Source organism: Pseudomonas brassicacearum (genome assembly GCF_000585995.1).
GTDB classification, from domain to species: Bacteria; Pseudomonadota; Gammaproteobacteria; order Pseudomonadales; family Pseudomonadaceae; genus Aquipseudomonas; species Aquipseudomonas brassicacearum_A.
This window is the reverse complement of record NZ_CP007410.1, coordinates 2,132,239-2,144,472: the sequence shown is the minus strand read 5'-3', so window position 1 is coordinate 2,144,472 and position 12,234 is coordinate 2,132,239. Positions and strand designations below refer to the sequence as shown.

Sequence of the window (12,234 nt, the reverse complement as noted above, 5' to 3'; positions counted from 1 at the left end):
TGAGATTGATTACCGGCCTGCCTGGCCAACCCGCCCGATGAGACTGTCGGGCTTTTTTACGCCTCAGGCCAGCGCCTTGAGCACGTCGGTAATGTCCTGCAAAACACTGGCTTCGCCCTTCTCGCCCCAGTACAAGGCGATCATTTGCCGGTCGGCTTCGATTTTGTAGACGTTGGCCGGCAGTTTTTCGAAATGATTGAGCAACGCCTCATCCTGGCAGACTTCCCGCCATTGGTTGACCCAGACGCCCGGCGCAGTTTGCCAATAACTCCAGACAGCCGGCTGCTTGCCGCGCCGGGGTCGGTGGTACTGGGCACAGGGGTTTGGCGGCTGCTGGCCGAGCCAGTGCGGCCACTCCTGCGGCGCCAGCTGCATGGCCAATCCCAGGCGTCGCGCCTCCATGCGCAGGGCCATGCGACCGCTCTGAACACGGGACGGCCGCAACCATGCCAAGGGGCTTAACACCACTAATAGGATTGACACCACTATCCAGACCGTCATATCTGTACTCCCGAATTCTGATGAGCCCATTGAGCCACCTCACCTTCAATGCGCTTGAAACCAGCCATACTTACCGTATCGCAATTCTCTGGAGTGCTTTCCATGTACTACACAAACGTCCTGGTCGCCGTCGACCTCACTGAAGAATGCGATCCCGTCGTCAAACGCGCCCGCGCCCTGTGCGACGGCAGAGACACCAAACTGTCGCTGGTGCATATCGTCGAGCCGATGGCCATGGCCTTTGGTGGTGATGTGCCAATGGACCTTTCCCAGTTGCAGCAGCAGCAATTCGATCAAGCCAAGGAACGCCTTGACCGACTGATCGTGAAGTACCCGGACCTGAAAAAGGAGAACTGCCACCTGACCTACGGCCAGCCGCGCCAGGAGATCCATCACCTGGCCAAGGAACAGGGTTGCGACCTGATCATCGTCGGCAGCCATGGCCGCCATGGCCTGGCGCTGTTGCTGGGTTCGACCGCCAACGACGTGCTGCATGGCGCGCCTTGCGATGTGCTGGCGGTGCACCTGGTCAAGCGCAGCTGATTCCCCCAAGGAACTCACTGAACCTGTGGCGAGGGAGCTTGCTCCCGCTTGAGTGCGAAGCACTCACCGCCAGGGGCCGCTTCGCAGCCCAGCGGGAGCAAGCTCCCTCGCCACAGTCATTGAGCGTGCGGGCTCAAGCGTCCAGTTCAGCCCAGCGCTCGACCAGTGCATCCAGCTCGGCCTGCAACTGCTCCAGGTGAGCAATCACCTTGGCGGTCTCGGCAGCAGGCCGCTGGTAGAACCCAGCGTCGGCCATTTCAGCTTCCACCGCGGCGATCTGCTTTTCCTTGGCGTCGATATCACCCGGCAGCGCTTCCAGCTCGCGCTGCAGCTTGTAGCTGAGCTTTTTCTTCGCTGGCGCTGCTGCTGCGGCGACCGGGACAGGCTCGGCCTTGACCACTGCCGAATTCAGGTCGGCCTTGCCGGACTTGCTCTCGGTCACGCCCAGCAGACGCGGCGAGCCGCCCTGGCGCAGCCAGTCCTGATAACCACCGACGTATTCGCGCACCAGGCCTTCGCCTTCGAATACCAAGGTACTGGTGACCACGTTATCGAGGAATGCCCGGTCGTGACTGACCATCAGTACGGTGCCGTTGAAGGTCAACAACACCTCTTCCAGCAATTCGAGGGTTTCCACGTCCAGGTCGTTGGTCGGTTCGTCGAGCACCAGCAGGTTCGCCGGCTTGCTAAACAGCTTGGCCAGCAACAGACGGGCACGTTCACCGCCGGACAGCGCCTTGACTGGCGTACGAGCGCGCTGAGGGCTGAACAGGAAATCGCCCAGGTAGCTCAGCACATGCCGGCTCTGGCCATCGATATCGATGAAATCGCGGCCTTCGGCCACGTTATCGATCACGGTCTTTTCCAGATCCAGTTGATGGCGCAGCTGGTCGAAGTAGGCAACGTCGATCTTCGTGCCCTCTTCCACCTTGCCACTGGTCGGCACCAGGCCGCCGAGCATCAACTTGAGCAAGGTGGTCTTGCCGGTACCGTTGGCACCCAGGAGACCAATGCGATCACCACGCTGCAGCACCATGGAGAAGTCCTTGATCAGGAACGGGCCGCCAGGGTGCGCGAAACTCACGTTCTCCAGGACCATCACCTGCTTGCCGGACTTGTCAGCGGTATCCAACTGAATGTTGGCCTTGCCGGTGCGCTCGCGACGCTCACTGCGTTCCATGCGCAAGGCTTTCAGCGCCCGCACACGACCTTCGTTGCGGGTGCGACGGGCCTTGATTCCCTGGCGAATCCAGACTTCTTCCTGGGCCAGCTTCTTATCGAACAGCGCGTTAGCGGTTTCTTCAGCTGCCAGCGCCGCTTCCTTGTGCACCAGGAAGCTGGCGTAGTCGCCGTTCCAGTCGATCAGGCCGCCGCGGTCCAGTTCGAGGATGCGCGTTGCCAGGTTTTGCAGGAAAGAACGGTCGTGGGTGATGAACAGCACCGCGCCCTGAAAGTCCTTCAAGGCCTCTTCAAGCCAGGCGATGGCGCCGATGTCCAGGTGGTTGGTCGGTTCGTCGAGCAGCAGCAAGTCCGGCTCGGACACCAGGGCCTGGGCCAGCAGGACACGGCGACGCCAGCCGCCGGACAACTCGGCGAGGGTCTTGTCGGCCGGCAGTTGCAGGCGGCTCAGGGTGCTGTCGACCAGTTGCTGTAACCGCCAGCCATCACGGGCTTCAAGGTCGTGCTGCACGTGCATCAACTTGTCCAGGTCAGCGTCGGTGACGATGTTCTGGCTCAGGTGGTGATACTCGGCCAGCAGCGCGCCAACACCGTCCAGGCCTTCGGCAACCACGTCGAACACGGTCCGCTCGTCGGCCACCGGCAGTTCCTGGGGCAATTCGCCGATTTTCAGGCCTGGCGCGCGCCAGACCGAGCCGTCATCGGGCTTCTGGTCGCCCTTGACCAGCTTCATCATGCTGGACTTGCCAGTGCCGTTGCGGCCGATGATGCACACCCGCTCACCACGGGCGATCTGCCAGGACACCTTGTCCAACAACGGCATAGCGCCGAAAGCAAGGGACACATCGCTGAATTTGAGCAGGGTCATGAGCTTCTCCAAAAACCGGGCGCGCATTCTACCTGAGATGAGGCTTCAAGAGTCCGCCAATTTCGCCATGGAAGCACTCTGCACAACAAATGTTGCGAACTTGCACCTGCGGCCCCGCAAAGCTTTCGCCGGTTGCTGGCAAAAGGCTAAGCTACAGACAGTTACCCTGGGTTAACCCTTGGGCTTGTCATGTTTTTTCTGCCCGGACGTATCATGCGCAGTCGCCTTTTTAGTGTCTTGTCTTGTCTTTTCGTGTGTGCCACTGCCTTTCAAACCGCTCAGGCGGTGGATATTTCCACCCAGCGTCAGTATTACGATGAGGCCAAGCGCGCCTTGGCCAAGGGTGATTCCGGTCCCTATTTTCGCTACAGCCAGGCCCTTCGCGATTATCCGCTGGAGCCGTACCTCGCTTATGACGAACTGACCGCTCGCCTCAAGAGCGCCAGTAACGCCGAAATCGAGAAATTCCTCGCCGAACACGGTGATCTGCCCCAGGCCAACTGGATGAAACTGCGCTGGCTGCGTTGGCTGACCGAGCGCGGCGACTGGGAAACCTTCGTCAAGTATTACGACCCCAAGCTCAATTTCACCGAACTGGACTGCCTCAACGCCCAATATCAGCTCAGCCACGGCCTCAAGGCCGAGGGTTACGCCAACACCGAGAAACTCTGGCTTACCGGCAAGTCCCAGCCGACAGCGTGTGACGCACTGTTTGGCCTATGGGCTTCCCAGGGTCAGTTGACCGAACAGAAGCGCTGGGAGCGCGCCAAGTTGGCTGCCCAGGCACGCAATTACCCGCTGGCCAACAGCCTGGTCAGCGGCCTGACCTCCCTCGCCCCTCGTGGCCAATTGCTGGTGGACGTGGCGCAAAAGCCCGAACTGCTCAACCAACCCTCGCGCTTCACCCCGGCCGATGAACCGATGTCCGATATCGTCAGCCTCGGCCTGCGCCGGCTGGCCCGCCAAGACCCGGAAAAAGCCATGGCGCTGCTGGACGGCTACGCCAGCACCATGCATTTTTCCCGGGATGAAAAAGTCGCGATTGCCCGGGAAATCGGCCTGACCCTGGCCAAGCGCTTCGACAGCCGCGCGCTCGACGTCATGACCAAATACGACCCGGAACTGCGGGACGACACCGTTTCGGAATGGCGCTTGCGCCTACTGCTGCGCCTGGCTCGTTGGGACGACGCCTACCAGCTGACCCGCCGCCTGCCCGAGACGCTGGCCAGCACCAACCGCTGGCGCTACTGGCAGGCCCGTACGCTCGAGCTGGCACAGCCGCAGAACCCCGAGGCGCTGACGCTCTACAAGCATCTGGCCCGTGAGCGAGACTTCTATGGCTTCCTCGCCGCCGACCGCTCCCAGTCGCCGTACTCGCTGGTCAACAAGCCGCTGGTGATGAGCCAGGCGCTGGTCAACAAGGTGCGCAACACCCCCGGCGTGCGTCGGGCCCTGGAGTTTCACGCCCGCGGCGACATTGTCGACGGACGCCGCGAGTGGTATCACGTCAGCCGGCATTTCAGTCGGGACGAGATGGTCGCCCAGGCGAAACTGGCCTACGACCTGAAGTGGTATTTCCCGGCGATCCGTACCATCAGCCAGGCCAAGTACTGGGACGACTTGGACATCCGTTTCCCAATGGCCCACCGCGACACCCTGGTGCGCGAAGCCAAGATCCGCGGCTTGCATCCAAGTTGGGCGTTCGCCATCACCCGCCAGGAAAGTGCCTTCATGGATGATGCCCGCTCTGGCGTCGGTGCCGCCGGCCTGATGCAATTGATGCCAGGCACTGCCAAGGAAACCGCGCGCAAGTTCAGCATTCCCCTGGCCTCGCCGCAGCAAGTGTTGAACCCGGACAAGAACATCCAGCTCGGCGCGGCCTACCTGAGCCAGGTCCACAGCCAGTTCAACGGCAACCGCGTCCTGGCCTCCGCCGCCTACAACGCCGGCCCCGGTCGCGTGCGCCAGTGGCTGCGCGGCGCCGACCACTTGAGCTTCGACGTCTGGGTCGAGAGCATTCCCTTCGACGAAACCCGCCAATACGTGCAGAACGTATTGTCATATTCGGTGATCTACGGCCAGAAACTCAACTCGCCGCAGCCGTTGGTGGACTGGCATGAGCGGTATTTCGATGATCAGTGATTAACTCTCCCACAAAGCCCTCTTACTGTGGGAGCGAGCTTGCTCGCGATGGCGTCGGAACCTGCAACATGAATGCAAGCTGACTCACCGCTATCGCGAGCTCGCTCCCACAGGGGCATGCATCAAACACAAAATCCTTATCTACTGAACATCCCATGCGGGCGCTGTATTAGTCGATTTCCGCGCCCCGACCCACATTGAACTGCAACGCCGCCAACCGCGCATACAGCGCATTGCTGGCGACCAGCTCCTGATGGGTACCCACGGCAACCACCTTGCCCTGGTCCATCACCGCGATCCGGTCGGCGTTTTTCACCGTCGCCAGGCGGTGGGCGATGACCAGGGTGGTGCGGTTTTTCATCAGGCTGGGCAGGGCTTGCTGAATCAGGTGTTCGCTTTGCGCGTCGAGGGCACTGGTGGCTTCGTCCAGTAGCAGGATCGGTGCGTCCACTAGCAGGGCCCGGGCGATGGCCAGGCGTTGGCGCTGGCCGCCGGACAACCCCAGGCCGCCATCGCCCAGATGGGTCTGGTAGCCATCGGGCATTTTTTCGATGAAGTCGTGGGCATGGGCGATCTGTGCGGCCTCGCGCACCTGCTCGGAAGTCGCTTCAGGATTACCGTAGCGAATGTTCTCTTCGACCGTGCCGAAAAACAGCGCCGGGTTTTGCGAAACCAGGGCGAAATGACGGCGCAGGTCCAGCGGATCGAGCTGGGTCAACGGCACATCGTCGATGAGAATCTGCCCTTGCACCGGGTCGTAGAAACGCAGCAGCAGGTCATACACCGTTGATTTTCCGGCGCCGGAGGGCCCGACCAGGGCGAGGGTTTCACCCGCGTGGATGGTCAGGTCAAGGCCGTCGACCGCATAGCTTTCCGGTCGGGTAGGATAGGAAAACCGCACGCCTTCGAGGCGCAAATCGCCGCGAACCCGCTCCGGCAACGTCACCAGGCCTGAAACCGGCGGCTGGATGATGTTCTCCGAACGCAGCAACTCGGCAATGCGCTCCGCCGCACCGGCCGCACGTTGCAACTCACCGATCACTTCGCTCAGGGTGCCAAAGGCGCTACCGACGATCAGGCTGTAGAACACAAAAGCCGCCAGTTCACCGCCGGAAATTCGCCCGGCGATCACATCCATGCCGCCGACCCAGAGCATCACACCCACCGCCCCCAGCACCAACACGATCACCAGCGTGATCAGCCAGGCCCGCTGGGCGATACGCTTGCGGGCGGTGTCGAAGGCCTGCTCCACAGTCACGGAAAAACGCTGTTCATCCTGGACCTGATGGTTGTAGGCCTGCACGGTCTTGATCTGGCCGAGGGTTTCGGAGACGTAGCTGCCAACGTCGGCGATACGGTCCTGGCTCTGACGCGACAGGCTGCGCACCCGCCGGCCGAAGATCAGGATCGGCGCCAGCACCAGCGGCAATGCGATCACCACGATGCTGGTGAGTTTGGGATTGGTGATGAACAGCAGCACGATGCCGCCAATGACCATCAAGGCGTTGCGCAAAAACAACGACAGCGACGAACCGATCACTGACTGCAACAAGGTTGTGTCGGTGGTCAGTCGCGACTGGATTTCCGAACTGCGGTTGTTTTCGTAGAAACCGGGGTGCAAGTACACCAGATGGTTGAAGACCTGCCGCCGGATATCGGCCACCACCCGCTCGCCGATCCACGACACCAGGTAGAAACGGGCAAAGGTACCGATCGCCAACCCCACCACCAGCACCATGAACAGGCCGATGGATTGATTGAGCAGGTGCGGTGAGCGGGTCATGAACCCCTGGTCCACCAACAACCGGATGCCTTGCCCCATGGACAAGGTAATACCGGCGGTGACAATCAGGGCCAGTAAAGCGCCGACAACCTGCTTGCGATAAGGGGCGATGAAACCGCTGGCCAGGCGTATGGCGCGGCGTTGCTGGGAAGAAAGCATCAGGAGCATCCGATAAAACAACAGGAAAAAAACCGGCCAGCGGTACCGAAACGCAGCGCAACCAGGGTTGAATCAGAATGAGTCAGGTTAAATATGACCGCAGCGACTAGCGTATAGATGTTATCGGTCTAAAGTCTGGCTGGAAACGCAACGGTGTTTCTGATTGAGTGGAGGTGTCGCCATGAACCTACAAGGAGTGTCATGGCTCGGTCACCTGGCGACATTAAAGTAGGCACACAACCTGATGAGGAGACAGGCCATGTCCTTGCAACACAGCAGCGACGACAAGATTCAAGTGATCCGCACGCAACCGGACCAGTCCCTGGGCTGCTCGTTTATCGACGCCCAAGGGCGCGAAGTACCGATCACTGAAGACATGATCCAGAAGGCGTGCAGCGAACTGGAAAAACGCCTGGTCAAACCTGCCGAACAAAAGTGATACAGCCCGTCTTCAATTGGACCCGACGCTGATGTCGGGTTTTTTATGCCTGTCCGTCTGGCCGAAATTCCGTGGCGAGGGAGCTTGCTCCCGCTGGGTTGCGAAGCAACCCCATTCCTGCGGGCCCAGAAGCGACGACTGCTGCGCAGCCGAGCGGGAGCAAGCTCCCTCGCCACAAGAACGCATCCCCCTTAAAGGGCAGTGGCACCCAGCGCTGTCACGATCTGTTGCAAAGCCGGGGCCTCTCCTACGATGCGAACCTTCAGGCTGTCGATTTCCCGGCGTGGTGGATAGTGCTTGCGCAGGGCATCAAACGCACTGCGTTGCTCACTGGCCGTTCCCACCAGGCTGCGGCGAAAATCCGCGTCGTCGCGACGTGGGTCGTACACACTCCGGCACAGCGCTGCCAGGGCCCAGGCCGGATCGGTTTCGGCGTCGAGGGTGATGCCCGCCAGCCAAGGCCGAGGCAACAGGTCACTCAGGCGCACTTCAACCGGTCGTTCCAGGAAAACGCACAAGGCTTCGTAGATCTGCGCCGTGCCGCGCTGGCGACCATCGAGGCTGTAACCGGCAATGTGCGGTGTGGCGACCACGCACAGGTCGGCCAGGTCAACGTCCACGGTCGGCTCCTGCTCCCAGACATCCAGCACCGCTTGCAAGTCCTCCCGCTCCAGCAACACCTCGCGCAGCGCGGCGTTATCGATCACCGGGCCTCGGGCCGCGTTGATCAACCAGGTGCCGGGCTTGAGCTGGTTCAGACGTGTTTCGTCAAACAGGTGCCAGGTCGGGTGTTCACCGTCGCGGGTCAACGGTGTGTGCAGGCTGATCACATCGCACTGCTCGATGATCTGTTCCAGGCTCACATACTCGCCCCCTTGGGCGACTTGGCGTGGCGGATCGCAGACCTTCACGGTCCAGCCAAGCCCCTTGAGCACCTCGATCAACCGCCCGCCTACCTGGCCGGCACCCACCACGCCGAAGGTCCGCTGCTGGAGGTCCGCGCCTTCGATTTCAGCCAGGGTCATCAGGCTGCCCAGCACATAGTCCACCACGCCACGGGCATTGCAGCCCGGCGCGCTGGCCCAGCGGATACCGGCCTCGGCGAAATAATCCAGGTCCAGGTGATCGGTGCCGATGGTGCAGGTACCGACGAAGCGCACCTTGCTGCCTTCCAGCAGCGCCCGATTGACTTGGCTGACCGAGCGCACCAGCAACACGTCGGCCTGCTCGACCGTCGCCCGGTCGATGCCCCGCCCGGGCACCCGGCGGATTTCGCCGAAACCTTGGAAAAACGCATCAAGCAGGGGGATGTTTTCGTCAGCGACGATCAGCATGGCAGAGCTCCTTTGGCGGGGTAGGCAGTGTAGGCGCTACGCGCCTTGATGGGCCAGCGCATTACTTCAGTGGACGATGTTGTGGCGAGGGAGCTTGCTCCCGCTGGGTTGCGCAGCAACCCCAATCCAAAGAGCGACGACTGCTTCGCAGCCGAGCGGGAGCAAGCTCCCTCGCCACGGGTCACCCTGTCCCCGGTCCAAACAGTACAGGCTGGACACGCGGGAGCAAGCGATTACAAATCCACAACACAGGTTTTTTCCTGACCACTGCGTCAAGGCGTAGAATCCGCCGCCTCGCGCTTAATCTTTTCGGACGCTTCGCCTGTGAACCCTGTGATCGACACCCCCACCCCCCTCTCCCGCCCAGCCCGGGTACGCCTGGAGCTCAGAACGCTGCTGGCCTTGGCATTGCCGATCATGGTGGCGCAATTGGCGACCACCGCCATGGGCTTTGTCGATGCCGTGATGGCGGGGCGCGTCGGCCCGCGGGACTTGGCGGCGGTGGCGCTGGGCAACTCGATCTGGGTGCCGGTGTTCCTGTTGATGACCGGCACGCTGCTGGCCACCACCCCGAAAGTCGCCCAGCGCTTCGGCGCCGGCACGTTCGACCAGATCGGTCCATTGGTACGCCAGGCGCTGTGGCTGGCGCTGGTGGTGGGGTTGATCGCCACGCTGGCGCTGTTCAGTGCCGAGCCGATCCTGCACATCATGAAGGTCGACCCTGAACTGATCGGTCCGTGCATGGAATACCTGCGGGGTATCGGCACCGGCCTGCCGGCCGTGGCGCTGTATCACGTGCTGCGCTGCTTCAGCGACGGCCTGGGTCGTACGCGTCCGGCAATGGTGTTGGGCTTGTGCGGGCTGGCACTGAACATTCCACTCAATTACATCTTCATCTACGGCCACCTCGGCGTGCCGGCCATGGGCGGCGTCGGTTGCGGCTGGGCCACGGCCATCGTGATGTGGGTCATGGCCCTGGGCATGGCGGGTTGGGCCCGCTGGGCACCGGCCTATCAATCGAGCCGGTTGTTCAGGCGTTTCGACTGGCCGCAGTGGGCGGTCATCAAGCGCCTGCTGGGCATCGGCCTGCCGATTGGCATCGCGGTGTTTGCCGAGTCGAGTATTTTCGCAGTGATTGCCCTGCTGATCGGCAGCCTCGGCGCCACCGTGGTTGCCGGGCACCAGATCGCGCTGAACTTCAGTTCCCTGGTGTTCATGATCCCCTACTCCCTGGGCATGGCCGTGACGGTGCGGGTCGGCCAGGCCCTGGGGCGCGCTCAGCCCCGTGAAGCGCGTTTCGCCGCGGGTGTGGGCATGGGCACGGCGTTGGCCTACGCCTGCCTGTCGGCGAGCCTGATGTTCGCACTGCGCGGGCCCATCGCGGCGATCTATACCGCCGATCCGGTGGTGATCGAGGTGGCGTCGATGCTGATCGTCTATGCGGCGCTGTTTCAGTTTTCCGATGCGATCCAGGTCACGGCGGCGGGCGCGTTGCGCGGCTATCAGGACACCCGGGTGACGATGATCCTGACGCTGTTCGCGTATTGGGGCATCGGCCTGCCAGTGGGTTATGCCCTGGGTCTGACCGATTGGCTCGGCGCGGCCAGCGGCCCGAGCGGGTTGTGGCAAGGCTTGATCGTGGGCCTGAGCTGCGCGGCGCTGATGCTGTCGATTCGCCTGGCCCGCAGCGCGCGCAAGCAGATCCGCATCAGCCGCTCGACGGGTTAAGCGAGCTTCTTGCGGATCCAGTAGAGGTAGGTGCCCGCCTCTTCCTGCTGGGCCACCAGTTCGTGGTCCAGGAACACGCAAAACTTGGGGATGTCGCGGCGGGTCGAGGGGTCGGTGGCGATGACTTTCAGCAGGCCACCGGGAGCCAGGTCACGGATATGCTGGTGCAGCATCATCACCGGCTCCGGGCAATTGAGGCCGGTGGCATCCAGCGTGCCGTCGACCGGCGTGTCGTTCATTTCACTCATGTTCTACTCCTGAAACTGGCCGGCATTGTCGCGCAATGTCGGCGCCCTTAACAGACCTGTATCCATACCTGTGGCGAGGGAGCTTGCTCCCGCTCGGCTGCGCAGCAGTCGTCGCTCTTTGGATCGGGGTTGCTTCGCAACCCAGCGGGAGCAAGCTCCCTCGCCACAAAACTGCCCAAGGCAGCATCAACGGGACTTCGGCTTCTTCGTGTCCAACCGCCGCAAATGGCAGGTCACTTCCTCACGGTCGTGGTACAGCTGCTTGCAACCGATCTCGACCTTGATGCCCCGGGCCTTGAAACCGTCGGCAATGCGTTCGAGCAGGCGCTTGACCTCGGCGTACCGTTGCTTCATCGGCAGCTTGAGATTGACCACCGCTTCGCGACAATGGCCCTCGCCGATCCACTCTTCCAGCATCGCCGCGTTACGCGCCGGCTTCTCGACGATGTCGCAGACCATCCAGTCCACCGGTTGTTTCGGCTTGAAGGTAAAGCCGTCCGCCATCAGGTGCTGCACCAGGCCGGTGTCCATCAGGCTTTCAGCCATCGGACCGTTGTCGATGGCGGTCACCAGCATCCCACGGTTCACCAGTTGCCAGGTCCAGCCACCGGGTGCCGCGCCGAGGTCCACGCCAGTCATGTCACCGTGCAGGCGCTCGTCCCATTGGTCCCGCGGGATGAAATGGTGCCAGGCTTCCTCGAGTTTGAGGGTGGAGCGGCTCGGCGCCTCCCGGGGGAATTTCAGGCGAGGAATGCCCATCGGCCACATCGCCGAATTATCAGGGTCTGCCAGGCCCAGGAACACTTCGCGGCCACTCTTGAACGTCAGCAGCAGACGCGGCTTGCGTGGGTCGTCCAGCAGCTTGCCGGCAGCGCTCAGCGCTTTGCGCAGCGGCCCTTCGAACTTTTTGCAGAAGTTCGACAGCTCCTTGCCGTCGTTGGTGTCCACGACTTCCAGCCACAGGCTGCCGCAGGTCGGGAAATCGGCCATGTGGGCCAAAATGACACTGATGCGGTCGGTTTCCGGCAAATCAATGAAGGTACCGCGGGCCCACTGGCGCGGAAAAATCAACTCGGCGAAACGCTGGCCGCGCATCAACCGTTCGGCGCCGTCGTCTTCGGTGCAGACAAATTCGGCGCAGGCACTGGCCGATTTGGCCTTGGCGTAGCCGGCCACGTTGAGCCGCGCGGCGTGCTCGGCGATCTCGGAACAGACCTCGCCTTCGAAGCCCGGCCGACAGTGCATAAAAAGCGTGTTCATTGAAACTCCGTAGCAAAGCCTGTCACGAAAACCGCCGCATGATAGCGGAG

The 12,234-nt window shown here is 62.1% G+C and carries 10 protein-coding genes; 4 read left to right on the top strand and 6 right to left on the bottom strand.

Features of this window, described 5'->3' with window-relative positions:
* Positions 1–63 precede the first annotated feature (63 nt).
* The gene (locus tag CD58_RS09290; protein ID WP_025212745.1) at positions 64–501 is read right to left on the bottom strand and encodes a hypothetical protein; all 438 of its coding nucleotides are present in this window, start codon (positions 499–501) and stop codon (positions 64–66) included.
* A gap of 102 nt (positions 502–603) precedes the next feature.
* On the opposite strand from CD58_RS09290, the gene CD58_RS09285 reads away from it, so the two are divergent.
* Positions 604–1,044: a universal stress protein gene (locus CD58_RS09285; protein ID WP_025212744.1), complete on the top strand. Its 441-nt coding sequence runs from the start codon at positions 604–606 to the stop codon at positions 1,042–1,044.
* Positions 1,045–1,177: 133 nt separating this feature from the next.
* Here the strand turns inward: CD58_RS09285 and CD58_RS09280 are convergent, their stop codons facing one another.
* Complete coding sequence (locus CD58_RS09280; RefSeq protein ID WP_025212743.1) at positions 1,178–3,091, bottom strand: ATP-binding cassette domain-containing protein; 1,914 nt, start codon at positions 3,089–3,091, stop codon at positions 1,178–1,180.
* A gap of 213 nt (positions 3,092–3,304) precedes the next feature.
* Here CD58_RS09280 and CD58_RS09275 point away from each other — a divergent pair, with 213 nt between their 5' ends.
* Positions 3,305–5,233 (top strand): transglycosylase SLT domain-containing protein, encoded by a 1,929-nt coding sequence (locus CD58_RS09275; protein ID WP_025212742.1) that lies wholly within the window; start codon positions 3,305–3,307, stop codon positions 5,231–5,233.
* 169 nt (positions 5,234–5,402) lie between these two features.
* Here CD58_RS09275 and CD58_RS09270 read toward each other — a convergent pair whose 3' ends face one another.
* Positions 5,403–7,184 (bottom strand): ABC transporter transmembrane domain-containing protein, encoded by a 1,782-nt coding sequence (locus CD58_RS09270; RefSeq protein WP_162178155.1) that lies wholly within the window; start codon positions 7,182–7,184, stop codon positions 5,403–5,405.
* A 250-nt stretch (positions 7,185–7,434) separates the two neighbouring features.
* On the opposite strand from CD58_RS09270, the gene CD58_RS09265 reads away from it, so the two are divergent.
* Positions 7,435–7,614 (top strand): PA1571 family protein, encoded by a 180-nt coding sequence (locus CD58_RS09265; protein WP_003199629.1) that lies wholly within the window; start codon positions 7,435–7,437, stop codon positions 7,612–7,614.
* 191 nt (positions 7,615–7,805) lie between these two features.
* On the opposite strand, the gene pdxB is transcribed toward CD58_RS09265, so the two are convergent.
* Complete coding sequence (gene pdxB / locus CD58_RS09260; protein WP_025212740.1) at positions 7,806–8,948, bottom strand: 4-phosphoerythronate dehydrogenase PdxB; 1,143 nt, start codon at positions 8,946–8,948, stop codon at positions 7,806–7,808.
* A gap of 324 nt (positions 8,949–9,272) precedes the next feature.
* Between pdxB and CD58_RS09255 the strand changes: the two genes are divergently transcribed.
* Entirely contained in the window at positions 9,273–10,676 is a 1,404-nt protein-coding gene (locus CD58_RS09255) for an MATE family efflux transporter (RefSeq protein ID WP_025212739.1), read from the top strand.
* On the opposite strand, the gene tusA is transcribed toward CD58_RS09255, so the two are convergent.
* Positions 10,673–10,924 (bottom strand): sulfurtransferase TusA, encoded by a 252-nt coding sequence (tusA, locus tag CD58_RS09250; protein ID WP_003183455.1) that lies wholly within the window; start codon positions 10,922–10,924, stop codon positions 10,673–10,675. The two genes, CD58_RS09255 and tusA, sit on opposite strands and share 4 nt — an antisense overlap.
* A 186-nt stretch (positions 10,925–11,110) precedes the next feature.
* Positions 11,111–12,184 carry a 23S rRNA (cytidine(2498)-2'-O)-methyltransferase RlmM gene (rlmM, locus tag CD58_RS09245; RefSeq protein WP_025212738.1) on the bottom strand — a complete coding sequence of 358 codons (1,074 nt, stop codon included), beginning with the start codon at positions 12,182–12,184 and terminating at the stop codon, positions 11,111–11,113.
* Between the last annotated feature and the right edge of the window lie 50 nt (positions 12,185–12,234).